This is a genomic window from Gracilibacillus kekensis (assembly GCF_900143085.1).
Classification (GTDB): domain Bacteria; phylum Bacillota; class Bacilli; order Bacillales; family Amphibacillaceae; genus Gracilibacillus; species Gracilibacillus kekensis.
In genome coordinates, this window is record NZ_FRCZ01000006.1 from 63,978 (window position 1) to 87,925 (window position 23,948).

Sequence of the window (23,948 nt, forward strand, 5' to 3'; positions counted from 1 at the left end):
CTTAAGTGAGAAAGAATGCTTAAGTAGCTATATTATTTTTGCAAGAAGAGGAGAGTGAAATGCAAGAAGAGAAATTATATAAAAAAGCGATAGAAACTATATTTCCTATCGCTTGTACTTCCCAAGCAAACTTTTCAGGTTATAAACTCTAAATTTAGTCCCTCCAATAGTCTCTACTCTCAATTTTCCTAAAATTCGAGATGTCGAAAAAGGTGAATCTACTAGTAAAAACCATTTCGCTTGTTTGTTATTGATGTAGTAACCAAATAGATAAATAAAATCACATAGTGCATCGATGTGTGCATTTTTATCACGATGACCACACATACTGCATGTCCAAGTTCCATGAGTCCATCGCATCACCTTTGGTTTACAATTCGGACAAAAAACACCTCTTCGTATATTAGATAAGACTTCCCTCTTAGGTTCCAAAAAAGTTAAAGAACGTTCTTGGTGTAGAGTCACTAATTCTTTACTAAGCTGTGACAACTGATCCATTCCATAGATTCGTTCATTATAGTTAGAAACTAACTTTTGCAAAAGGTAAGGAAACTGTTGAACAGGGATCATATCAGGATGATGGAAAGATAATTGAGCTTGATCATGAGTGAAAATCGCCACAGGGTGGACGGGGATATCTGGATAGCCGAGGGTTGTTAAAAGAGGCTGAAGTTGTGTTTTCTGTAGATTCGCTTGAGTTAAAGGATGTTGATAGACTTTTTCTACTTGATCTTTAATTTGAATCAATTGATTGGATTCATTAATAAAGAGTTTCCCTTTTAGATGTTTTACTTCTGTAATTAAGAAAAAGGTAGGGAATAGGAATAATCCATCGATTTGGAAATAGTGGTGATGAGGCTTCAAACGTAAGCTATATAAATCATAATGGGAGGTAGTATTAGTTAGATCTACATAATAGGGTAGGCTTTTTTCACCCAAGTAACCAGATAACTCACGACGGAATAAATCGAGGGTCTTGGAGGGAATATCGAGGTAACGCTCGTTCATTACTTCTAATTGCAGTAAATGTTCGTTTTTTTTTAGGTGGTTTTACAATCAATAGATCATCTCCTATACAAAACTTTTCCTCTTCAGTATAACAAAAATCTTCCATATGATATACTAATTTTTAAAAAGGAGCGGGTCGAATATGGAAACGAAAAATCAACAATTATTTAGGGAATTTAATGAAGCATTTGTAAAAGGTGATATCGAAAAAATACTAGCAAGTGTAACAGATGATATCGTTTGGCGCATGGTTGGTAATGATACAATTAAAGGAATCGATAACTTAGCAACCGCACTTCAAGGTATGGATAATGGCAACGAATTCGAATTAGAGATCGAGCATATGATTACACATGGAAAAGAAGCTGCAGTGAATGGGATTATTCATTCAACAAATAAAGATGGTGAGCAACGTCATTACAGTTTTTGTGATATTTATAAATTGAATAAACACAAGGATGGCAAGATTAAAGAAATTATTAGTTACGTGTTGGAGATCTGATTGTGCGTCAGTTATGGAGATTTGGATTAGAACAGGCAAAATCCTGTGTTTTTGCAGTCGTTATTTTTTCCACATTAGCTCTTACCCAATTAATCGAGGTACCTTTTATTCAAAGATATGACTTGATTTTGTTTATTTGTATTATAACCCAAATTTTAATGCTTGTATCCAAATTGGAAACATGGGATGAATTAAAAGTGATCTGTGTGTTTCACTTGATTGGCCTTGCTTTAGAAATTTATAAAGTACATATGGGTTCATGGAGTTATCCAGAAGAAGCTATTACAAAAATTTTTGGCGTGCCACTTTATAGTGGTTTTATGTATGCAAGTGTGGCTAGTTACTTATGTCAAGCGTGGCGGAGATTAGATGTGAATTTAGAAAAATGGCCACCGACATGGACAGTGGCATTGTTAAGTGGAGCGATCTATTTTAATTTTTTTACTCATCATTTTATTTATGATTTTCGCTGGTTATTAAAAATTGCCACCGTACTATTATTCTTTCAAACTATAGTATATTTTAAAGTCAACTACCGCACCTATAAAATGCCTGTCGTTCTATCCTTTGTATTAATTGGTTTCTTCATCTGGATAGCAGAAAACATTGCCACCTTTTTTGGTGCATGGCAATATCCAGGTCAGTCAGAAACATGGGAACTCGTGCATTTTAGTAAAATTAGCTCATGGTTGTTATTGGTGATTGTAAGCTTTTTGATCGTTGCGATGTTGAAGCATATTAAAGAAAAGAGTGCCTAATAAAGCACTCTTCACTTCTCTTGATCCAAAATATTCCGATTATAAATTTCTTCAATATAGCCAATATAACCTTCTGTTGTTTCTTCATTGCTATTCTCTTCCATTCGAGTTGCCAACGATGCTAAAATGAGAATACTACAACACAATACTAACCAAACAAAAATACCAAATAAGATATTCATCATCCAACCTCCTAATGATAGTTTAGAGGATGGAACGCGTTTCAGAGCAAGTACTTTTTATGAAAAAAAGAGGGAGAATATATGACGAATATTCGTGATATTGCTAGAATGGCAAATGTTTCGGTAACAACCGTTTCTCGCGTGATCAATAAGCATCCTTATGTTAGTGAAGAAAAAAGAGAAGCTGTTCTCAAAGTAATGGAAGAAGCTGATTATCAGGTCAATCTGACTGCAGTTCACCTTAGTCAAGGAAAATCTCATCTCATTGGTGTTGTTGTTCCTTTTGCAAATCATCCTTATTTCGGTTTGTTAATCGAAGGAATAGCAAAAAAAGCAGTCGAAAGCAATTATCATTTTGTGTTAATCCAAACGAATTATGACAAAGAGAGGGAACAGGAAGCCCTTAACATGTTGAAGCATAAGCAAGTTGATGGGTTGATTATTTGTTCCAGAATTTTGGAGCTGGGTACAATTACTGAATATCGCCAATACGGTAAGATTGTCGTCTGTGAGAATGCGGACGGAAACAATGCGATCGATTCTGTGTATGTTGATCATTATCAGAGCTTCTTATCTGCACTGGAATACTTATATGAAAAAGGCTATCGAAATATTGGTTACTCAATTGGGCGGGACACAGGCTCAAATAGTTATTTTCGTCAACAAGCATATCGGGATTTTTTGAAGCAAAAAGAAATTCCTTATCATGAATCCTTTGTCTTTACGGAGAATTACAATTTAGAAGATGGACAAAAAGTAGTGGACTTGATACTCCAACTTTCTGTTAAACCGGATGCATTATTAGTAACAAGCGATGTGGTTGCAGCAGGTATTATAACAGCTTGTAACCATACGAATTTGAGAGTTCCTGAAGATTTGGCAGTTATTGGTTTTGATGACCAACCGATCGCAAAAATGATGGGCATCACCACATTTGAAATGCCAATTGTCACAATGGGCGAAAGGTTATTTCAACAAGTAATCGGAACAACATCTGCATCACACCAACAATTAAATGTTACATTAATTGAGAGAAATACAGTGTAAAATAAAAGCCAACGCGTAATGCGTTGGCTTTTCTAGTCATTTATTCTTCTACAACAAACTCAAATCCACCAGAGAATTTAACATCTTTACCGATTAGTACGCCACCAGTTTCAAGTGGAGCGTTCCAAGTTAAACCATAATTTTCACGGTTGATTTTTCCTTCTACATCTGCACCTGCAATTGTATTACCTTGCATTGGATCTTTTGCTTTACCATTGTATTCAACAGTAAACGTTTCTTCTTTTGTTACATCTTTGATTGTTAAGTCACCAGTTACTTGATATTCAGAATCTCCTGACTTTTTAATGTTTTTACTTACAAAAGTAATATTCGGATATTTTTCAACATTGAAAAAGTCTTCTGATTTCAAGTGACCATTACGATCATCATTGTTTGTTTCAATCGAAGCAACATCGATTGTTACTTTAACACTAGCGTTATCAAGGTCATCAAAGCTGCCATTAAAATCAATATCGAAATTTTGGAATTCACCTTTTGCTTTTGATACCATCATATGTTTTACTTCAAAATTCAATGCACTGTGTACTTTGTCTAAATTTACGTTAGCCATTATTAAAATTCCTCCTAAAAAATATTAACTTACTTTATGTAACTAAGTATACAAATAATAATTAATTACGTCAAGTAATTAATTTATTTTATTTCTGTAACAAAATTTGCTATACTATTATTAAAGAGGTGAGAGCGATGGCAGATAAAACAATTTGCCCGAAGTTTGAATCGGCATTAAATATATTAAATAAACGTTGGACCGGATTAATCATATTTCAACTATTAGAAGGTGCACAGCGTTTTTCAGCAATAGAAGGTAACATTGGTATTAGTGGTCGAGTTTTATCAGAAAGATTAAAAGATCTTGAAAAACAAGGTATTGTGAAACGAAAAGTATACGACGAAACCCCAGTTAGAATTGAATATGCCTTAACAGATAAAGGAAAAGCACTGGAACCAGTCTTACAAAGTATCCAACACTGGGCAGATGGCTGGGTAAACAAAGATACAAAATCTATTGTATAGTAGATATTCCCAATATTTACTATGCTCAAACTGCGATTCATTGATTCGCAGTTTTTTTGTTGCCAAAGATACTCTTCTTGCATATTGGACTGTTCTTCTTGTAGATTCACCCTCTCTTCTTGCATTTATATATATTTTACATCTATTTAATAGCGGTTTATCATTATAAGTAAGTGAATCGAATTAGGCGCTTGATCTCTATTTTTAAGCAGGAGGAAGAAGGATGGAAAAACGACCAAAAATTACAGTGATTGGCAGTATCAATATGGATTTAGTTACATCGACAGATCTTTTTCCAAAACAAGGAGAAACTGTTAGAGGAAGTGCTTTTCAGACGGTTCCAGGCGGGAAAGGTGCAAATCAAGCGGTAGCATCCGCACGCTTAGGAGCACAAGTTAACATGATCGGTTGTGTTGGAAGCGATTCTTTTGGGGGGGTGTTACTTAAGAATTTGCAAAAAGAGAACATTAACATCGACAATATAAAACGTATCGAAGATTCCCCATCTGGGTTAGCAAATATTATTTTGTCAGAGAAAGATAATCGAATTATAATAATCTCAGGAGCCAATGCACATGTGACGCCAGAATTTATAGAAGAATCTAAGGCAACTATTTTAGACAGTGACTATGTGCTTGTGCAATTTGAAATTCCGAAAGAAACAATCGAATATTGTATACATATGTGTGCTGACCATCAAATTCCGATTATTGTGAACCCAGCACCAGCTTTTGAATTATCACACGCTACGTGTAATAAAGCGAGCTATATTACACCAAATCAAACAGAATGGCAGCAATTATTTAATAACAATTGGAATGAAAAATTAATTGTAACCAAAGGAGCGCAAGGTGTTTCTTTTATGGAAAAAGGTAGTGAGAAACATATAAGCTCTCACGCTGTAGAAGTTATCGATTCTACGGGAGCAGGAGATACGTTTAATGGAGCGTTAGCAGTAGCCTTGGCAGAAGGGAAAAGTAAGAAAGAAGCAGTGAATTTTGCCAATGCAGCTGCCGCATTATCGATTGGTAAACTGGGTGCACAAGGCGGCATGCCAACAAAAGATAAAGTAGAACAATTTCTATCAAAAGGATGAAATATATGACAACAAAAATTCTCAAAAATGATTGGGCGGACATACTAAAATCCGAGTTTGAAAAGGAGTATTACTTACGCTTGCGGGATTTTTTAAAACAAGAGTATCAACAATACACGGTCTATCCCCAAATGTATGATATATATAATGCCTTACATTACACACCTTTTCATAAAGTGAAGGTTGTAATACTAGGACAAGACCCATATCATGGGCCAAATCAAGCACATGGATTAAGCTTTTCAGTGAAACCAGAGGTAGATATTCCGCCATCACTAAAAAATATATATAAAGAATTGCAAGCAGACATAGGCTGCTCGATACCGGACCATGGGTATTTAGTTAAGTGGGCTGAACAAGGTGTTTTGTTACTTAATAATGTGTTAACTGTGAGGGCTGGGCAAGCACATTCTCATCAGAAGAAAGGCTGGGAGCGAGTTACCGATCATGTTATCACTAGCTTAAATGAGAAGACTACACCTGTTGTTTATCTATTATGGGGAGCAGCGGCACAGAAAAAACAAGCACTAATTGATAGTTCCAAACATTTTATAATAAAATCTCCTCATCCAAGTCCATTATCAGCGCATCGAGGTTTCTTTGGGAGTAAACCATTTTCTAAAACGAATGATTTACTGAAACAACAGCAACTCACTCCAATTGATTGGGAAATACAATAACAAAAGAGGGACAAGGTACCTGTCCCTCTGTCCCCCTACTTCTGTAGCATTTCTTTGATTTCTCTGATTTCTTTACGCAGTTCTTTAATTTCGCTTGTATCGTCTTTGATTTCTTCTGCTTCTTCTTCGAAATCATCTGTGATCTTTTGTGCATTATTAACAATTTCCCCAACAATTAAGTTGATCATAATAAACGTTGCAATTACGATAAAGGAAAGGAAATAAAGCCATGACCATGGTTCTTCTGCAAATATAGGTCTGAAGATACCGCTTGCCCATGATTCCAATGTGAAGATTTGAAATAATGTCACAAAGCTTAAAAAGATATCACCAAAATATTCAGGTGAAATATCTCCGTAAAAGGAGGTTCCTAAAATAGCATACACATAAAAAATAATTGTCATAATCAATAGGACACTGCTAATAGTAGGGACCGCCATAAATAAGGCTGCCACAATCCTCCTTAAGGTTGGAATGGTGGTAATCGTACGGAACACTCGTAGTACACGAAAAATACGTAACACACTTACAAATGGGGTACTATATAAAATAAGACTACCTAAAACAATTACAAAGTCAAAAATATTCCAGCCATTTGTAAAAAATCGTTTTTTGAGTACAATGATCTTTAGAATGACTTCCAATGTAAAGATAGCTAGAATAATAAGATCTATTATGACAAAATAGGTATGATATTCTTGATAAATAGTCGGAAAAGTTTCTAAACCTATTAAAACGGCGTTAAAGATTATCAAAGCTGTGATAAATCTATTGAATCGTATATCCATTACAAACTTACTTAGATTTTCTGAGGAACGCATACCATTTCTCCTTTACTGTGTGCTCGATCACACAATCACTACCCTAAATATTTTAAAATGAAATGAGCATAAACACAAATTTTAACATAGATAATAACAAAGGAGTAGATAAGATGAAGAGACATGAAGCGTTGTATCCGTTATCTCATCACCATCACTATACATTGGCAATGGCTCAGGAATTAAAAAAAGCAGATGATAAAAGTAGTATTCAAAAAATGACAAGAGATGTGATTGATTTTTGGGAAAAGGATGGAGAGGATCATTTTCGTGACGAAGAAGAAGTACTTTTGCCACTCTATGGACAATACGAATCTGTTGAGCAACCTGAGATAAGAGAGATGCTGATTCAACATGTGCAAATTAGAAGTTATGTCTATCAAATAAGAGGTACGAAAAGACCAGATCGCCAGTTGTTCCGTGAATTGGGAACGTTATTACAAGAGCATGTCCGCTTAGAGGAACGTGTCATTTTTCCGATGATAGAAAAAGCCGTACCAGAAAATTATCTGTTTCAGGCAAATGGCAGATTTCATCGCGATTCGTATAGTGGGTATTAGAATAAATCGATTGTTGCCATCTTTTTCATAAAAAAAGGTGATTAACCCGACAGGATATGGTAAACTATCGACTAGTTTCATTATATTGAAGGAGAACGAAAATGATGGCAATTTTAGATAAAATAAAAGAATTGATGAAGAATTGGTCTGCTATTCATCATATAGTTGTATATTACTTATTAGCTGTGATCGTATCGACAATAGTGGTAAGCTTACCTGTTTTTCATAATCCAGGTGTGGAGCTTTCCTTTATTGATGCGATGTTTACCGCTGTTACATCAATAAGTGTTACAGGCCTAACCGTTATTTCAATATCGGAAGTATTTAACCCAGCAGGACAGATTGCCATTGCCGTTATTTTGCATTTAGGCGGAATTGGGATCATGACGATGGGGACATTTATATGGGTTGTTTTAGGTAAAAAAATAGGTATTCGAAGCCGGAAAATGATTATGGTTGATCAGAATAGTAAAACGTTGGCTGGACTTGTAAAACTGATGCTTGAAATTTTTAAATTAATGTTAATTATTGAATTTATCGGTGCAGTTATTCTATCGATTCATTTCCTGAATTATTACGACACAATGCCTGAAGCGTTACTACAAGGTGTGTTTGGGGCAATCAGTGCCACTACTAATGGTGGATTGGATATCACTGGAGCTTCTCTGGTACCATTTGCAAATGATTATTTTGTGCAATTTATAAATATGATTTTAATTATTCTCGGTGCAATTGGTTTTCCGGTATTAATTGAAGTACAGGAAGTGTTAAGAGGTAGAGTATATGGAGTCAATGATCGCCATAAATTCTCTTTATTTACCAAAATCACTAGTGTGACCTTTTTTTGGCTAGTTGTGGGCGGAACGGTTTTAATCTTTTTGTTGGAAAAAAATGCGTTTTTTGCTAATAAAACATGGCATGAAACTTTGTTTTATAGTCTTTTTCAATCTGTAACAAGCAGAAGTGGTGGCTTATCCACAATGGATGTTTCTGAATTTTCATTACCAACATTGTTCTTAATTAGTGCTTTAATGTTTATTGGTGCATCGCCAAGCAGTGTTGGTGGTGGTATACGAACAACCACTTTTGCCATTATGTTATTAACGATTTGGAACTATGCCAAAGGAAATTCTAGTGTGAAAGTATTTGGACGAGAAATACATCAGGAAGATATTTTACGGTCTTTTATTGTCATTACAACTGCTCTCATGCTTTGCGTAAGTTCAGTAATTATCCTGATGAAAACAGAAAGTTTCCCTTTGATGGAGGTTGTTTTTGAAGTGGCCTCTGCCTTTGGAACAACAGGGCTTTCGCTCGGAATTACCCCTGAGCTATCAACGTTTGGGAAATGTCTGATTATGGCGCTGATGTTCATCGGTAGAATTGGTGTCTTTACCTTCCTGTTTATCATTCGTGGTGACGATACAAAAGATCGATTCCATTACCCAACAGAACGAGTAATCATCGGATAACCTCAAGGAAAGCCTTGAGGTTATTTTAATAAAATGTTCTTCACTGGATAATTACTTCTCTTGGCGGGATAACCCCTTCGCTTAACGGGATAATAGAGATGCTTGGCGGGATATCTCGACTTATCCCGTGAAGCCAATTGATTATCCCGTCTACAACACAAGATATCCCGTGAAGAATACACATGTTTCATAATTGTCACATCTTTGTTCCACAAAATGACGTTCAAAATAAATATTACTTAAATTTACTAGTTTAATTGGTAGGCGCATTGGGTTTAAGTATAGTATAGTTATAAGTAATGAAAGCTTCAAAATTGAATAGTTTGCAGAACGGAGGCGGAATAATGGAATACCAAAACCAAGTCGCAAAAATCTTGCAAAATATAGAGAGAGTCATGATAGGTAAAGAACAAGAGGTCACATTGAGTTTAGTTGCCTTACTAGCAGATGGACATGTTCTATTAGAAGACGTACCAGGCGTAGGTAAAACAATGATGGTACGTGCATTATCAAAATCACTAGATTGTGAATTTAAACGTATCCAATTTACACCAGATTTATTACCATCCGATGTGACGGGTGTGTCGATATACAATCCGAAAGAAATGGTCTTTGAATTTCGTAGTGGTCCGATCTTCGGAGATATAGTTTTAGCAGACGAGATTAATAGAACCTCCCCAAAAACACAATCTGCATTATTAGAGGCAATGGAAGAAATGAATGTAACGGTAGACGGTATGACAAAATCATTAAATAAACCATTCTTTGTAATGGCAACACAGAATCCAGTGGATTATGAAGGAACGTATCCATTACCAGAAGCACAGCTGGACCGTTTTCTGATGAAATTAAGTATGGGATATCCGAATGAAGTAGATGAGTTCGAAATGTTAAATCGTACGGATCGACAACATCCAATCGATGAAATTACACCAGTGATTCATAAAGAACAGCTGATAGAAATGCAAAAAGAAGTAGATTCTTTATATGTAGACGCTACTGTAAAAAGATATATTGTGCAGCTTGTTTCAGCAACGAGAACGAGTAATTTTGTACAATTAGGGGTTAGTCCACGGGGTTCAATAGCATTAATGAAGGCTGCCAAAGCGTATGCCTATATACAAGGTCGTGACTATGTAATTCCAGATGATGTCGTAATGCTAGCACCATATGTGATGGCACACCGAATTATATTGCGACCTGAGGCAAGATATGAAGGAGTTACTCAAGAAAAGTTGATTACACAAATTTTAGATGAAATAGACGTTCCTGTTCGAAAGGAATTACATGGATGAAAGCACTCCTTCGAAAAATAGTAACGGAAGTCCAGTTATTTTTCTTATTAGGATTTTTATTTGTATTTTCTATGTTCCAAGGTGGATTTGTTAGTTGGTTTCTCTTTTACAGTATGTCACCGATTATTCTATATATGATGATGCTACCATTCTATCCTCTTCAGTATTGGGAAATAGACAGACACCTTTCTAATAGATATTTACAAGCGGGTGGAAAACTAGATATAAATATTACGATTAACCGAAAGTTTCCATTCCCACTCTTTTTCTTAATAGTCGAAGAAGACTATCCAGAATCGCTTCAATTTCAGGATATTGGCAAGAAAAAGTATCAAAATATTACCGAACAAGCAGGCTTTGAAAGGAAAAGGCGATGGAAAAAAGTAATATATCCTGGTTTCAAGCGGCATATTGCTATCACATATCCATTAGACCACTTACCAAGAGGAAAGCATCAATTATCACAAGTACATTTGAAAGTTGGCGATCCATTCGGCTTTGTGGAGGCAGCGTATACGATTGACTTACCTCAAGAATTTCATGTCTATCCCGCTATACAAGAAATCAAGTGGAAGCATTATTCATTGAGTTTAGAGGAAGGGGCTAGCCCGTCCCATATGCATGATGAGAAGTTGACAAATGTAGTGTCAGGTGTTCGTGAATATATTCCGGGAGATCGATTTTCGTGGATTGATTGGAAAACAACTGCCCGAAAAAACACGGTTATGACGAAGGAATTTGAGCAGGAAAAAGATTCAAGTATGGCTTTGATCCTTGATGTAGATGGTTTGCAAAATCAGCGTCATTTAGTATTTGAAGCGGCTATTGAATGGACGGTTTCGATTTTGCATACGATTCGTAAAAAAAATCAAAATGTTTCTTTTTATACGCTAGGGAAAGATGTGAAATATTTTTCGAATCAGCAGTTGCAATTTCAGTTTCCGATTGTTCAAAATTATCTTGCCACTGTAAAACAAGAACATGAAGTGCCTTTAGCACAAAAAATAGTATCATCAATACCTGAATTGGCGAAAGGTTCTACCGTTTTATTTGTGATCACACATTTAGATGAAATATTGGTAGATCGGTTTGTGGCATGGAAGGGTCAGGAGTATATCGTAATGATTTGTTATATTGTAGCAGAGAAAGACCATCAACTACACCAAGAACAATTAATAAAATCACTTCGCCTGAAAAATATTAGTGTGCAAATTATAACCGATAAACAATTGCAGAAAGAACAATGGGAGGTGAACCCATCCCGATGACATCAAAAATATCTCTATCCTCCATTTCCTCCTTTATCCTTTTATTGGCTGGATTTTTATTGTTTTGGGAATGGCTACGACCCTTGGAAGAAGTAACAGATACGGGAAATTCCCATTTGTTTGTAATTTACACTGCGATATGTTTTTTAGTATCCTTTTTTCTGAGGAATGGATGGGTGAAATTTGCCCTTAAATTTATTGCTTTATTATTGATTCTCGATTATTTATTTCTTGCTGAAACATTACTGTCTAGAGAATGGTTGCAACTAATCAAGACAGAGGTAAGCTATAATCTGGAAATCGCTTGGAATAATGATTGGTATTTAATGACCGCCTTTTTCAGAAGTCTCCTGTTTTTATTGTTGTTGTGGTTAATGAGTTATTTATTGCATTATTGGTTTACAGTCGCAAATAAATTTTTCATATTTGTCGTGTTAACGATCGTTTATTTAGCTGTATTAGATACGTTTACTGTATATGATGCCCCATTAGCAATGGTACGAACGTTTGTCATCTCGTTTGTTGTGTTAGGACTTAGTCGTTATGTAAAATTGATGGATAATAATGAAACGAATGATAAACAAAGCAATCTAGTGACTTGGATGTTACCGATTGTTGCCATCGTTTTATTTGCTGCCTTATTGGGAATTTATTCACCGAAACCAACACCACAGTGGCCAGATCCTGTCCCTTTTATTAAAAGTACTGCAGGACATGTCGGTTTTGGAGATGGTCCAGTTCAAAAGGTAGGTTATGGGGAAGATGACTCCCGTCTAGGAGGCTCATTTGTTCAAGATGATACAACAGTATTTGAAGCAATTGTCCATGATAATGTATACTGGCGCATTGAGTCAAAGGATGTCTATACTGGAAAGGGTTGGGAGCGTTCTTCTGAATTAGATTATGCTCCACTAGAGAATGGCGAGGTACAGTGGCGCACATTTCCGTTAGAAAATACGGAGACAACTCCGTATGAAGCAATGGTACGACCTGAGTCAACGAATGAATTACCTAAAGTAGTTTATCCTTACGGTATTAACCGAATTGAGTCCATGCAACGTGAAACATTTTATATGGACATGGCGTCGGGTATGATAGAGGCGGAGTCATCCGAACAGTCACCCAACAGATCCTACTCTGTCCAATATGATGCACCCTCTTTTTCTCTGGATGAGCTTCGGAATAATTCTAATAATGACCCCGAAGACATTAAACAAAGATATTTACAATTACCTGAGGATTTACCTGAAAGGGTCAGTAATTTAGCGGCAGAAGTAGTTGAAGATGAGGAATCAAGGTATGATAAAGCAAAGGCGATTGAGAGTTACTTTGCTCAAAATGGTTATACCTATCAAATTGAAGATGTTTCCGTACCTGATGAAGGCGAAGATTATGTGGATCAGTTTTTATTTGAAACACATGTAGGATATTGTGATAACTTTTCGACGTCGATGGTAGTGATGCTCCGTTCTTTAGATATCCCTGCCCGCTGGGTGAAAGGTTTTACTGGGGGAGCAGAAGTGGCGGATCAACCACCACTTCCTGATGGTTACTCCCTTTACGAAGTAACCAATAATAATGCACACTCATGGGTTGAGGTGTTTTTCCCTGATACGGGTTGGGTACCTTTTGAGCCTACAAGCGGCTTTACAAACCCAACTGATTTTTATCAAGATGTGACAAGTGATATTGACACGGGAGATTCTTCAGAAGAGGAAAACGCAACAGAAGAAGAAACTAGCGAAGAAGAACCTGAATTAGAAGATGCTGAAGCAGAGGAAGAGCAAGAGGATAATCTGATCGGTGATTTAGAAAATAATGATAATTGGAATGGTTGGCTCTATTTTTGGATTAGTATTATTGTCGTTATTCTCATTCTAGCAACTGTTGCTTTTCTAAAAAGAAATCAAATCAGAGATTGGTATACATTAAGAAAATGGCATAAACTAACTCAAAAGTTAGAGATAGAACCCGCCTATATCTATCTGTTGACTCTTTTAGAAAAAAGAGGCTATAAGCGTAGAAAAGGTCAAACTCTGAGGCAATATGCAGTGGAAATTGATCAACAATTAAGAACTACGGAAATGTATGATCTAACGTTAGCATATGAACAATACATTTATCGAAATCAGGAAATATCAGAAGATAAAAGTAAATTAAGGAATTTATTCCAACGCGTAATTGATCAAATATTAGCTTGACCAGTGCCGAAACGATTGATAGAATAGATAAAAATTATAGCGTGAAAGCATGTTGTGTGCCAACTTGTTTTTTGCTTGATGCAGTTATTTACGCATCTGTTTCAATACCTTCATATATGTTTGAGAATAGGGCTCAAATGTTTCTACCGGAACACCGTAAATGTTCGGACTATGAAGGCGGCGATCTTACCATAGATTTCTGCCTTTCTGTATGTTTTTAAAGAAAGGCAGATTTTTATTTGTGATGATACTTAAAGTTTCTATAGATTAATTGAAGGAGTGGACAACTTGGAAGTAAACAATGAAATGATTTTGGTTTTAGATTTTGGTAGTCAATATAACCAGTTAATTACCCGGCGAATACGTGAATTTGGTGTATATAGTGAGCTTCATTCCCATCGTTTAACAATAGAAGAAATTAAAGAGATGAATCCAAAAGGGATTATACTTTCAGGTGGACCACATAGTGTCTATGGAGAAAATAGTTTCCGTTGCGATGAACAAATTTTTGAGCTTGGTATACCAGTTCTGGGAATCTGTTATGGTATGCAATTGATGACACATCATTTTGGTGGTGTAGTAGAACGTGCAAACCAGCGAGAATACGGAAAAGCTGATATTCATGTGAAAGAGAATGCACTCCTTTTTGAAGGTACACCAAAAGAACAGGTCGTATGGATGAGTCATAGCGATAAAATTATCGAAGCTCCAAAAGATTTCGCGATTGAGGCAACAAGCTCATCAACACCTGTAGCAGCAATGAGAAATAAAGATAAAAACTTATTCGGTGTTCAATTCCACCCAGAGGTTCGTAATTCTGAATATGGTAATAATTTATTAAAGCAATTTGTATTCCAAGCATGCCATTGTAAAGGTGATTGGACGATGGCGAACTTTATCGATATGGAAGTAGACAAGATCAGAGAACAAGTCGGCGACCGTAATGTATTATGTGCGCTTAGTGGTGGGGTAGACTCATCAGTAGTTGCTGCTTTAATCCATAAAGCGATTGGCGATCAGCTAACATGTATCTTCGTGGATCACGGTCTATTGCGAAAAGATGAAGGGGAAACGGTGATGCGTACCTTCCGCGATCAGTTCCATATGAATATTATTAAAGTGGATGCACAGGATCGTTTCTTATCAAAACTAAAAGGCGTTTCCGACCCAGAACAAAAACGAAAAATCATTGGTAACGAATTTATTTATGTGTTTGATGATGAGGCAGCAAAATTAGAGAAAATGGACTTTTTAGCTCAAGGTACATTGTATACTGATATTGTCGAAAGTGGTACTGAAACAGCACAAACGATTAAATCACACCATAATGTAGGTGGCTTACCAGAAGATATGGAATTCACGTTAATTGAGCCATTAAATACACTGTTCAAAGATGAAGTTCGTGCTTTAGGAACAGAGCTAGGTGTACCCGATGAGATCGTTTGGCGCCAACCATTCCCAGGTCCTGGTTTAGGTATCCGTGTATTAGGAGAAATTACGCCAGAAAAAGTGGATATTGTTCGTGAATCGGATGCTATTTTACGTGAAGAAATTCAAAAGGCTGGACTTGATCGGGATATTTGGCAGTACTTTACGGTGCTTCCTGATATTCGGAGCGTAGGTGTCATGGGAGATGCTCGTACGTATGATTATGCGATTGGTATCCGTGCAGTAACTTCGATCGATGGCATGACTTCTGACTGGGCGCGTATTCCTTGGGATGTACTTGAAAAAATATCTGTCCGTGTTGTTAATGAAGTGAATCACATCAATCGAGTATTGTATGATGTGACGAGTAAGCCACCAGCGACGATTGAGTGGGAGTAAACTACTCCTGAAATAGATTAATGTTAATGACAGAGATATCACTTAATTGAATTGTGGTATCTCTCTTTATTTGAAATGTGTTTAGGAATATTGTCTATGTCAATGCTTTAAGGTTACCGAATTTTATAGGTGAGAGCTCATTTCAATAATTAAATTATAATAATAATATTTTCAAAATGGGCATTCATGCTTGGTGTTTGTTTCCAAATGTAGCAGTCCTTTGAAAAAACGAACGATGAATAAGTACAACGAAAAAAACATTCGTATTTTCTCTTGACTGATTATTACAAGGATAGTAATATATTAAATGAACTTATTAAATTAATAATAACCATTCGTCGTATAATGTTGGGGATATGGCCCAAGAGTTTCTACCGAAGCACCGAAATTTGCTTCGACTACGAGGAGGATGAAAGTTACTAGTTGTGTATTATTTTAGTAGCTTCTCCGAATTGTAAGGAATACTCTGGGTTACAGCCTAGAGTATTTTTTTTACGGCAGATATTAAAAGGAGAGAAAATAAAATGAGGAAGTTTTTTGAATTTGATAATTTAGGAACAAATTATCGCACAGAAACCGTTGCAGGTATTACTACTTTCCTGGCAATGGCATATATCTTATTTGTTAATCCAAGCATGTTAGCAGCAGACGGTGCAACAGGGATGGATGAAAATGCTGTATTTGTTGCGACAGCACTAGCAGCTGCGATCGGTACCTTAATAATGGGTGTTTTTGCGAAATATCCAATTGCGCTCGCACCAGGAATGGGTCTAAATGCATTTTTTACGTATACAGTGGTATTAGGTTATGGTATTCCTTGGGAAACGGCTTTAGCAGGTGTTTTAGTTTCAGGTATTATCTTTATTATTTTAACTCTTACAGGTGTTCGTGAAAAAGTAATTAACGCCATTCCGGCTGTTTTAAAGATGGCTGTAGGTGCAGGTATTGGTTTGTTTATCGCATTTATCGGTTTTCAAAATTCAGGAATTATTGTAGCGGACGATTCTACAATGGTAGCATTAGGTGATTTAACAAATGGACCGACATTACTAGCGGTATTCGGTATCGTTATTACCGTTATTTTAATAGCTATAGGGTTAAAAGGTGGCGTTTTTTATGGAATGGTGATCACTGCCATTGTTGGGATGATCTTTAGTCAAGTTCCTACACCAGAAGCGATTCTTGCACCAATTCCAGACGTTTCACCAACTTTTGGTGCGGCCTTCTCTCACTTAGGTGAAGTGTTCACTTTACAAATGTTAGTTGTAATTTTAACTTTCTTGTTTGTTGACTTTTTTGACACAGCGGGTACATTAGTAGCTGTTGCTTCCAAAGCAGGACTAATGAAAGATAACAAATTACCTCGTGCAGGTAAGGCATTATTTTCGGATTCTGCTGCTACCGTGGTAGGGGCAACATTAGGTACATCAACAACAACCTCGTATGTTGAATCAGCAACAGGGGTTGGAGCAGGCGGACGTTCCGGTTTCACATCTGTCGTCACGGCACTCTTGTTTATTTTAGCGTTGTTTTTCTCTCCATTATTAGGAGTAGTAACTTCTTCGGTAACCGCACCAGCGCTAATTATTGTTGGGGTACTAATGGCTTCATCATTAAAGGATATTCCTTGGGATAAGTTCGAAGTTGCTGTTCCAGCATTTTTAACAGTCGTGACAATGCCACTTGCATATAGTATTGCTACAGGTATTGCAGTTGGTTTTATCTTCTACCCTATTACAATGGTAGCTAAAGGCAAAGTAAAAGAGATTAACCCGATCATGTGGGTGCTGTTCATCATCTTTATCTTATATCTAACATTCTTACATTAAAATGTTATGAACGTAACAAAACCCCGGTTCAAAACTCCGGGGTTTTATTGTACGTTAGGAAAGCATAAGATATTAGTAACGGAGTAATTCGCCGAAGGGAAAATTTTGAATGTACAAAGTATAAGGAAAGCTTCGGCATTCGCTAATAGAGGAGCAAATGCCGAGTTTTTCTAATCATTAATATTGTAAATCAGTTTGGCTATTTGAAATAGCTTTTGAATATATAAAACTTTTATGATACAATCATTGAAAAGCAACCAATGAAAGAGGTTTCATCTATGCCAATTATCCAATCTGTTGATCGAGCATTGAAGATTTTAAATTTGTTTAATGATCAACAGTCACAATTAAAAATTACTGAAATTAGCACTAAATTAGATTTAAACAAAAGTACTACACACTCACTGCTAAAAACATTGAAGCAGCACAACTATATCAAACAAGACCTGGATAGTGGTAAATACAGCTTAGGGCTGAAGTTACTTGAAAGAGGACAATTCGTATTAAATAGTATGGATATTAGAGAAATTGCCAGAAAACACTTAATCGACTTGTCGGTTGTTACCGGTCAGACTGCTCACCTTGTTATTTTAGAGGGTGTTTATGGTGTGTATATCGATAAGGTAGAAGGCGCTTCAGCGATTGTATATTCGCGCATTGGAAAAAGAGTACCTATCCATTCTAGTGCGGTTGGGAAATCATTAATTGCATATAAAGGTGAAGAGGAAATAGCTAATCTATTAGAAAACTATGATTTCTTTAAACAGACCGACCATACGATTGTAGAAAAGCAAGTATACTTACGAGAATTAGAGAACGTAAGACAATCAGGATATTCGATCGATAATGAAGAAAATGAACCAGGAATATTTTGTATTGCAGTACCGATTTTTGACCATACCAATCAAGCAATTGCAGCTATTAGTATTTCAACTACTAAACAAACGATTACCACAGAATTAGAAAAGGAAATCGTTAATAAATTGAAACAAACATGTTCTGAGATCTCTGATACCTTAGGCAATAAAAGAATTTATCTTTCATGATGAATTTTTTTATTAACTATATATGAAAACTTAGTTTTATAATGTAAAACAAATCAATTAAAAGAGGAGGAAGAGGGAATGAAAGTAATAAGATTCAGAAAGAATTCGACTGAAACACAGCTAGCTGTTATTACAAAAGAAAATAACATCTTTGAGCTTATGTATGATACATTTCAAGATTTACTTAGCCAAACAGAACAGGAAAAAAAATCAGCTCTCCAATTAATAGAAGAGGATATCAAATCGAAATCACCAATCGAAAAGTCTTATTCTGAGTTAGATTTACTTGCGCCAATTCAATCAGATGAAGTCTGGGCAGCCGGTGTAACTTATTTAAAAAGTAAGGAAGCACGAAATCGTGAAGCAAACGTTCAAAAGGATTCTTTTTACGATAAGGTGTATGATGCCAGAAGACCCGAAATTTTCTTGAAATCAACAGCAAGACGATTGATTGGTCCTAATGTGCCTGTTGGAATCAGAACAGACTCCAATTGGCAAATACCAGAACCTGAACTAGCGTTAGTAGTAAAAGCAGATGGGGAAATCGTAGGTTATACAGTCGGGAATGACATGAGTAGTCGTGATATTGAAGGGGAAAATCCACTTTATTTACCGCAGGCAAAAATGTGGAAAAACTCATGTGCTATTGGTCCAGCGATTTTGTTAGCGGATACAGTCGAGGATCCTTACAACCTAGAAATAGAGTGTCGGATTGAGCGTAACGGGGAATTAGTAACAAAGGGTAATGCAAATACCTCGATGTTAAAGCGAACGTACAATGAGTTAGTATCCTATTTAATCAAAGATAATGACATTCTAGATGGAACGACGTTATTAACAGGAACATGTATTATCCCTGATGATAGTTTTACTTTACAAGAGGGTGATGTAATTGAGATAGAGATTGAATCCATCGGTATTTTAAGAAACCCAGTAAAATTAGCAACTAATTTATAAAAAAGGAGAATGTGATATGAGCGAAAAAACTTTTTCTAATTACATTGGTGGCGAATGGAAAGCATCTGCGTCAGGTGAGGTTATTCAAAGTACAAATCCAGCTAACAAAACCGAAGTAGTAGGTAGTGTGCAAAAATCAACAAGGGACGAACTAAATGAAGCAGTTGGCCAAGCGAAGGGTGCATTAAAGGCATGGCGCAAATTAGCCGGAGCGGAACGAGGCAATTACCTCTATCAGGCGGCAGCAATTATGGAAGAAAATCTTGAAGAGATCGCAACCACGATGACAAAGGAAATGGGAAAATCGTTACCGGAAGCTAAAGGAGAAACGATGCGCGGCATTCAAATCCTGAAATATTATGCAGGAGAAGGCATGCGTTCCGAGGGTGATGTCATTCCATCAACAGATGCGAGTGCCTTCATGTTCAGTAAACGTGTACCTGTTGGTGTTGTTGGTGTAATTACACCATGGAACTTTCCTGTAGCAATTCCAATTTGGAAAATGGCACCAGCATTAATTTATGGGAACACCGTTGTATTGAAACCAGCCTCCGAAGGATCTGTAACTGCGGCAAAAGTCTTCGAATGTTTTGATAAAGCAGGATTTCCGGCAGGAGTCGTCAATTTCATTACAGGAAGTGGTTCTGTGATCGGTCAAGGTCTCGCAGAGCATAATGATGTCAATGCTGTGACCTTTACTGGTTCTAACAATGTAGGTAGAAATATTGGAAATACTGTCGGAGCTCGCGGTGGAAAATATCAACTAGAAATGGGCGGGAAAAACCCGATCATCATTGCGGAAGATTGTGATATTGAAGCAGCTGTCGATGCAACGTTAAGTGGTGGTTTAAAATCAACTGGGCAAAAATGTACTTGTAGTAGTCGTGTAATCGTTCAATCTGCCATCTATGATCAGTTTAAAGAGCGTCTACTTGAAAAAGCCAAAGATATTACGGTTGGCGATGGTATGGATGGATCAACTTGGATGGGGCCTTGTGCGAGTGAAGGGCAATTCAATACCGTGAAACACTATATCGCAAAAGGACAAGAAGAAGGAGCGGCATTAGCGTTAGGTGGTAATGTTTTAACTGAAGGTAACCTGAAAGATGGTTATTATATCGAACCAACGATTTTTGATAATGTAACAACAGATATGACGATTGCACAGGAAGAAATATTTGGTCCTGTTTTAGCACTAATGAAAGTGGAAACAATCGAAGATGCGATTGATTTGGCTAACGATGTAGAATTTGGTTTAAGTGCCTCGATCTTCACGAAAAACATCGACCATATTTTAAGCTTTATTGACGATATTGAGGCAGGTTTGGTACGAATTAACTCTGAAACAGCAGGTGTTGAATTACAAGCGCCATTTGGTGGTATGAAAGCGTCCAGCTCATACTCAAGAGAACAAGGTCAAGCAGCAAAAGAATTCTTTACGACAACAAAGACTGTGTTTATCAAAGGATAAGTTCAATTGTGTGTCTGACTGGTTGTTAAGATTATCCCCTCTTGCTTGTAACTAATCAAGCAAGAGGGGGTTTATATATATAATTTTTTAAAAAAATAGGAGGATAGCAATTAAAAACATGAGCAGACGAGAAGAAGCACTATCCATGCATTTGCAGCACAAAGGAAAACTTGGAACGTACTCGAAAGTATCTGTAAAAAATACGGAAGACCTAAGTTTAGCGTATTCACCAGGGGTAGCAGAGCCGTGTCGTGAAATTTATAAGAATCCCAAAACGATTTATGATTACACGATGAAGGGCAATACGATTGCTGTCGTCAGTGATGGAAGCGCTGTATTGGGACTAGGTAATATTGGTACACATGCAGGATTGCCCGTTATGGAAGGTAAATCAGTATTATTTAAAGAATTTGCAGGAGTTGATGCTTTTCCGATTTGTGTCGATTCACAAAACGTAGAGGATATTATACAAACCGTTAAAATGATTGAACCGAATTTTGGTGGTGTGAACTTGGAGGATATTTCTGCTCCAAGATGTTTTGAAATTGAGGAACGTTTAAAGAAAGAATTAGATATTCCGGTATTTCATGATGATCAACATGGAACAGCTATTGTAACCGTAGCAGGACTAATTAATTCGTTAAGACTTGTCAATAAAAAATTTGAAGAGATTAAAGTGGTGGTAAATGGTGCTGGTGCTGCGGGGATAGCTGTCACTAAATTATTACAGCATTTTGGTGTAGCAGATATTATTGTGTGTGATTCCAAAGGTGCAATTTACAAAGGTAGAAATAAAGGAATGAATCCTATTAAAGAAAAAATAGCAGAGTCTACGAATCATGCAGGAGAAAAAGGTAATCTCAAGGAAGTACTAGTAGATACAGACGTGTTTATTGGAGTTTCTATTAAAGATATTTTAACAGGTGAGATGGTAAAAACGATGGCAAAAGATCCGATAATATTTGCATTGGCGAATCCTGATCCGGAAATTCTACCTGAGAAAGCTAAAGAAGCTGGTGCTCGAGTGATCTGTACAGGTAGAAGTGATTATCCAAATCAAGTTAACAATGTATTAGCTTTTCCAGGGTTGTTTAAAGGTGCACTAAAGGTAAGAGCCAAAGAAATTAATGAAGATATGAAAATCGCAGCTACTCAAGCAATAGCTGAATTAGTTAGTGAAGAGGAATTGTCTGATGATTATGTAATTCCAAATCCATTTGATACAAGAGTTGTGGAAGCTGTATCCCAAGCGGTTTCAGACCAGGCATTAGCAAGTTCAACGATAAAACTATAAAAAAATTGAAAGAAAGAGTATTGACAACTTTTCTGATCCATGGTTTAATTTACTAACAAAGGTTGACCAATTGATGACTAAACCAATCAATAAATCAACCTTTAGTTATACGGGTTATTTGTAAGCGTTTTATCAAAAGGAGGTGCAAACAACATTTTCCGTTTTTATCATTATTCAAAAAAGGGAGAGGTCAAATTGAAAAAGAAATTATTACTTTTACTTATGCTACTAGTTACAAGTATTCTTATTATTGCGTGTAACGGTGATGAAGATACTGTAGGTGAAGATTCAGAAGGTACAGATAACGGTTCAGGTGAAGAATCAAATGATGAAGGTTCAGCTAGTGAAGAAGAAGTTGAAATCAGGTTTGCATGGTGGGGTAATACAGAACGTGATAAAAAATATAATGAAATTCTCGATCTTTACGAAGAACAGAATCCTAATGTAACGATTATTCGTGAGCCTTCTACTTGGAATGATTATTGGCCTAAGTTGTCAACTCAAGTCGCAGGTGGAAATGCGCCAGATATATTCGGTTTACACTTACTTTTATATGGAAACGAATATTTTACGAAAGATGTTATTGAGCCTTTAGATTCTTATGTTGACCAAGGCTTAGTTAGTTTAGAAGGATGGGATCAATCCGTATTAGATGCAGGTACTTATAACGGTGATTTATTAGCACTAGCTAAAGGGGTTACCATACAAGCATTAATTACAAACAAATCAAAAATTGAAGGGCTAGGACTAGACGCTCCTCCTGCCGAAATTAGCTACGAAGATTTTAAAGATTACGCAGCAACTGCTGCTGAAGCATTACCAGATGGCGAATATGTAACAGTTGATCCAACCTTAATTGGGGAACATGGAATAGAGATGTGGGTTAGACAACAAGGAGGATCATTACTAACTCCTGATGGGTCAGCATTAGGCTTTGAAAAAGAGCATTTAACAGAATATTGGCAATATTGGGCGGAAATGAGAGAAATGGGTGCGGTACCACCAGCAAATATTAGTGCTGAGCAGGCAGGAGTACCAGAAGAAAGTACACTTTTTGCTCAAGGAAAACAACTTTTTCAAGATCGTCCAACCAACCAAGCAAAAATGTTTGCTGATTTATTAGGTGATGCAGAACTAGCCATTACTCGTTATCCAGTGATGGAAGATGGTGAATTCCGTGGTGGGGAACAATTGCAAGTGCCGGCTATCGTCATGAGTCAAAACTCTGATGTTAAAGAAGAAGCGGCAAAATTATTAAGCTTCTTTGTAAACGATTTAGAAGCAACAAAAATCTATAGTGCAGAAAATGGTCTGCCAGGGACTGAACCAGTTAGAGAGAACTTAGAAGGTTCCTTACATCCAATGGATCAAAAAGCAGTGGAACATATGAATCTAGTAACAGAAGACATTCCAAAAACGACCATTCGTCCAGAAGGGGCAGTACAGATTACAGAATTATACCAAAGTTACTCAGAACAAGTAGCTTTTGAACAAATGACAATTGATGAAGCGGTAGATGCATTTTTTGAAGAAGCAGCTACTATTTTAGGTCAGTAATTTATTAAGAGTGGACAGAATGCCATTTTGGTTATCTGT

General features: G+C 36.6%; 22 protein-coding genes and 2 riboswitches. Of the genes, 18 read left to right on the forward strand and 4 right to left on the reverse strand.

Features of this window, described 5'->3' with window-relative positions; all coding sequences use genetic code 11:
* Positions 1-105: 105 nt before the first annotated feature.
* Positions 106-1,008, reverse strand: a complete 903-nt coding sequence (locus tag BUC25_RS14135) for a nuclease-related domain-containing protein (RefSeq protein WP_073202544.1) — start codon at positions 1,006-1,008, stop codon at positions 106-108.
* A 142-nt stretch (positions 1,009-1,150) separates the two neighbouring features.
* Between BUC25_RS14135 and BUC25_RS14140 the strand changes: the two genes are divergently transcribed.
* Positions 1,151-1,510 carry a nuclear transport factor 2 family protein gene (locus BUC25_RS14140; RefSeq protein ID WP_073202545.1) on the forward strand — a complete coding sequence of 120 codons (360 nt, stop codon included), beginning with the start codon at positions 1,151-1,153 and terminating at the stop codon, positions 1,508-1,510.
* A 2-nt stretch (positions 1,511-1,512) separates the two neighbouring features.
* Positions 1,513-2,268: a DUF817 domain-containing protein gene (locus BUC25_RS14145; protein WP_073202546.1), complete on the forward strand. Its 756-nt coding sequence runs from the start codon at positions 1,513-1,515 to the stop codon at positions 2,266-2,268.
* An 11-nt stretch (positions 2,269-2,279) separates the two neighbouring features.
* On the opposite strand, the gene BUC25_RS19425 is transcribed toward BUC25_RS14145, so the two are convergent.
* A complete protein-coding gene (locus tag BUC25_RS19425; RefSeq protein WP_170862710.1) occupies positions 2,280-2,450 on the reverse strand; it encodes a hypothetical protein in 171 nt (56 codons plus the stop codon).
* An 81-nt stretch (positions 2,451-2,531) separates the two neighbouring features.
* Between BUC25_RS19425 and BUC25_RS14150 the strand changes: the two genes are divergently transcribed.
* Entirely contained in the window at positions 2,532-3,497 is a 966-nt protein-coding gene (locus tag BUC25_RS14150) for a LacI family DNA-binding transcriptional regulator (RefSeq protein WP_073202547.1), read from the forward strand.
* A gap of 40 nt (positions 3,498-3,537) precedes the next feature.
* On the opposite strand, the gene BUC25_RS14155 is transcribed toward BUC25_RS14150, so the two are convergent.
* On the reverse strand, positions 3,538-4,068 hold the full coding sequence (locus BUC25_RS14155) for a YceI family protein (RefSeq protein WP_073202548.1): 531 nt from the start codon (positions 4,066-4,068) through the stop codon (positions 3,538-3,540).
* A 137-nt stretch (positions 4,069-4,205) separates the two neighbouring features.
* Between BUC25_RS14155 and BUC25_RS14160 the strand changes: the two genes are divergently transcribed.
* From BUC25_RS14160 to BUC25_RS14170, 3 genes are all read left to right on the forward strand, one after another.
* A complete protein-coding gene (locus BUC25_RS14160) occupies positions 4,206-4,535 on the forward strand; it encodes a winged helix-turn-helix transcriptional regulator (RefSeq protein ID WP_073202549.1) in 330 nt (109 codons plus the stop codon).
* Positions 4,536-4,758: 223 nt separating this feature from the next.
* Positions 4,759-5,631, forward strand: coding sequence for a ribokinase (gene rbsK / locus BUC25_RS14165; RefSeq protein WP_073202550.1), 873 nt, complete (start codon positions 4,759-4,761; stop codon positions 5,629-5,631).
* Between the two features lie 5 nt (positions 5,632-5,636).
* The gene (locus BUC25_RS14170; protein ID WP_073202551.1) at positions 5,637-6,311 is read left to right on the forward strand and encodes a uracil-DNA glycosylase; all 675 of its coding nucleotides are present in this window, start codon (positions 5,637-5,639) and stop codon (positions 6,309-6,311) included.
* A 35-nt stretch (positions 6,312-6,346) separates the two neighbouring features.
* On the opposite strand, the gene BUC25_RS14175 is transcribed toward BUC25_RS14170, so the two are convergent.
* A complete protein-coding gene (locus BUC25_RS14175; protein WP_073202552.1) occupies positions 6,347-7,132 on the reverse strand; it encodes an ion transporter in 786 nt (261 codons plus the stop codon).
* Positions 7,133-7,245: 113 nt separating this feature from the next.
* Here BUC25_RS14175 and BUC25_RS14180 point away from each other — a divergent pair, with 113 nt between their 5' ends.
* From BUC25_RS14180 to BUC25_RS14235, 12 genes are all read left to right on the forward strand, one after another.
* Complete coding sequence (locus tag BUC25_RS14180; protein ID WP_073202553.1) at positions 7,246-7,692, forward strand: hemerythrin domain-containing protein; 447 nt, start codon at positions 7,246-7,248, stop codon at positions 7,690-7,692.
* A 104-nt stretch (positions 7,693-7,796) separates the two neighbouring features.
* Positions 7,797-9,164: a TrkH family potassium uptake protein gene (locus BUC25_RS14185; RefSeq protein WP_073202740.1), complete on the forward strand. Its 1,368-nt coding sequence runs from the start codon at positions 7,797-7,799 to the stop codon at positions 9,162-9,164.
* A gap of 344 nt (positions 9,165-9,508) precedes the next feature.
* The gene (locus BUC25_RS14190; protein ID WP_073202554.1) at positions 9,509-10,459 is read left to right on the forward strand and encodes an AAA family ATPase; all 951 of its coding nucleotides are present in this window, start codon (positions 9,509-9,511) and stop codon (positions 10,457-10,459) included.
* Complete coding sequence (locus tag BUC25_RS14195) at positions 10,456-11,727, forward strand: DUF58 domain-containing protein (RefSeq protein ID WP_073202555.1); 1,272 nt, start codon at positions 10,456-10,458, stop codon at positions 11,725-11,727. The genes BUC25_RS14190 and BUC25_RS14195 overlap by 4 nt, the downstream gene beginning before the upstream one ends.
* A complete protein-coding gene (locus tag BUC25_RS14200; protein WP_073202556.1) occupies positions 11,724-13,928 on the forward strand; it encodes a transglutaminase TgpA family protein in 2,205 nt (734 codons plus the stop codon). The genes BUC25_RS14195 and BUC25_RS14200 overlap by 4 nt, the downstream gene beginning before the upstream one ends.
* A gap of 90 nt (positions 13,929-14,018) precedes the next feature.
* A riboswitch (purine riboswitch) is annotated at positions 14,019-14,120 on the forward strand.
* A 114-nt stretch (positions 14,121-14,234) separates the two neighbouring features.
* Complete coding sequence (gene guaA, locus BUC25_RS14205) at positions 14,235-15,755, forward strand: glutamine-hydrolyzing GMP synthase (RefSeq protein WP_073202741.1); 1,521 nt, start codon at positions 14,235-14,237, stop codon at positions 15,753-15,755.
* Between the two features lie 318 nt (positions 15,756-16,073).
* Positions 16,074-16,176, forward strand: a riboswitch (purine riboswitch).
* 103 nt (positions 16,177-16,279) lie between these two features.
* On the forward strand, positions 16,280-17,584 hold the full coding sequence (locus BUC25_RS14210) for an NCS2 family permease (protein ID WP_073202557.1): 1,305 nt from the start codon (positions 16,280-16,282) through the stop codon (positions 17,582-17,584).
* 278 nt (positions 17,585-17,862) lie between these two features.
* Positions 17,863-18,630, forward strand: a complete 768-nt coding sequence (locus BUC25_RS14215; protein WP_073202558.1) for an IclR family transcriptional regulator — start codon at positions 17,863-17,865, stop codon at positions 18,628-18,630.
* A gap of 78 nt (positions 18,631-18,708) precedes the next feature.
* The gene (locus BUC25_RS14220; RefSeq protein ID WP_073202559.1) at positions 18,709-19,587 is read left to right on the forward strand and encodes a fumarylacetoacetate hydrolase family protein; all 879 of its coding nucleotides are present in this window, start codon (positions 18,709-18,711) and stop codon (positions 19,585-19,587) included.
* Positions 19,588-19,603: 16 nt separating this feature from the next.
* Complete coding sequence (gucD, locus tag BUC25_RS14225) at positions 19,604-21,058, forward strand: alpha-ketoglutaric semialdehyde dehydrogenase GucD (RefSeq protein WP_073202560.1); 1,455 nt, start codon at positions 19,604-19,606, stop codon at positions 21,056-21,058.
* 118 nt (positions 21,059-21,176) lie between these two features.
* On the forward strand, positions 21,177-22,352 hold the full coding sequence (locus BUC25_RS14230; RefSeq protein WP_073202561.1) for an NAD(P)-dependent malic enzyme: 1,176 nt from the start codon (positions 21,177-21,179) through the stop codon (positions 22,350-22,352).
* Between the two features lie 195 nt (positions 22,353-22,547).
* Complete coding sequence (locus BUC25_RS14235; RefSeq protein ID WP_073202562.1) at positions 22,548-23,909, forward strand: ABC transporter substrate-binding protein; 1,362 nt, start codon at positions 22,548-22,550, stop codon at positions 23,907-23,909.
* Positions 23,910-23,948: the final 39 nt, after the last annotated feature.

What these genes read in the sequence shown, in the direction of transcription:
- BUC25_RS14210 (WP_073202557.1), top strand. Translation starts at nt 16,280, where the DNA reads ATGAGGAAGTTTTTTGAATTTGATAATTTAGGAACAAATTATCGCACA.
- BUC25_RS19425 (WP_170862710.1), bottom strand. Translation starts at nt 2,450, where the DNA reads ATGAATATCTTATTTGGTATTTTTGTTTGGTTAGTATTGTGTTGTAGT.
- gucD (WP_073202560.1), top strand. Translation starts at nt 19,604, where the DNA reads ATGAGCGAAAAAACTTTTTCTAATTACATTGGTGGCGAATGGAAAGCA.
- BUC25_RS14150 (WP_073202547.1), top strand. Translation starts at nt 2,532, where the DNA reads ATGACGAATATTCGTGATATTGCTAGAATGGCAAATGTTTCGGTAACA.
- BUC25_RS14185 (WP_073202740.1), top strand. Translation starts at nt 7,797, where the DNA reads ATGGCAATTTTAGATAAAATAAAAGAATTGATGAAGAATTGGTCTGCT.
- BUC25_RS14220 (WP_073202559.1), top strand. Translation starts at nt 18,709, where the DNA reads ATGAAAGTAATAAGATTCAGAAAGAATTCGACTGAAACACAGCTAGCT.
- BUC25_RS14190 (WP_073202554.1), top strand. Translation starts at nt 9,509, where the DNA reads ATGGAATACCAAAACCAAGTCGCAAAAATCTTGCAAAATATAGAGAGA.
- BUC25_RS14160 (WP_073202549.1), top strand. Translation starts at nt 4,206, where the DNA reads ATGGCAGATAAAACAATTTGCCCGAAGTTTGAATCGGCATTAAATATA.
- BUC25_RS14175 (WP_073202552.1), bottom strand. Translation starts at nt 7,132, where the DNA reads ATGCGTTCCTCAGAAAATCTAAGTAAGTTTGTAATGGATATACGATTC.
- BUC25_RS14195 (WP_073202555.1), top strand. Translation starts at nt 10,456, where the DNA reads ATGAAAGCACTCCTTCGAAAAATAGTAACGGAAGTCCAGTTATTTTTC.
- BUC25_RS14230 (WP_073202561.1), top strand. Translation starts at nt 21,177, where the DNA reads ATGAGCAGACGAGAAGAAGCACTATCCATGCATTTGCAGCACAAAGGA.
- BUC25_RS14155 (WP_073202548.1), bottom strand. Translation starts at nt 4,068, where the DNA reads ATGGCTAACGTAAATTTAGACAAAGTACACAGTGCATTGAATTTTGAA.
- BUC25_RS14135 (WP_073202544.1), bottom strand. Translation starts at nt 1,008, where the DNA reads ATGAACGAGCGTTACCTCGATATTCCCTCCAAGACCCTCGATTTATTC.
- guaA (WP_073202741.1), top strand. Translation starts at nt 14,235, where the DNA reads ATGATTTTGGTTTTAGATTTTGGTAGTCAATATAACCAGTTAATTACC.
- BUC25_RS14200 (WP_073202556.1), top strand. Translation starts at nt 11,724, where the DNA reads ATGACATCAAAAATATCTCTATCCTCCATTTCCTCCTTTATCCTTTTA.
- BUC25_RS14140 (WP_073202545.1), top strand. Translation starts at nt 1,151, where the DNA reads ATGGAAACGAAAAATCAACAATTATTTAGGGAATTTAATGAAGCATTT.
- BUC25_RS14180 (WP_073202553.1), top strand. Translation starts at nt 7,246, where the DNA reads ATGAAGAGACATGAAGCGTTGTATCCGTTATCTCATCACCATCACTAT.
- BUC25_RS14170 (WP_073202551.1), top strand. Translation starts at nt 5,637, where the DNA reads ATGACAACAAAAATTCTCAAAAATGATTGGGCGGACATACTAAAATCC.
- rbsK (WP_073202550.1), top strand. Translation starts at nt 4,759, where the DNA reads ATGGAAAAACGACCAAAAATTACAGTGATTGGCAGTATCAATATGGAT.
- BUC25_RS14215 (WP_073202558.1), top strand. Translation starts at nt 17,863, where the DNA reads ATGCCAATTATCCAATCTGTTGATCGAGCATTGAAGATTTTAAATTTG.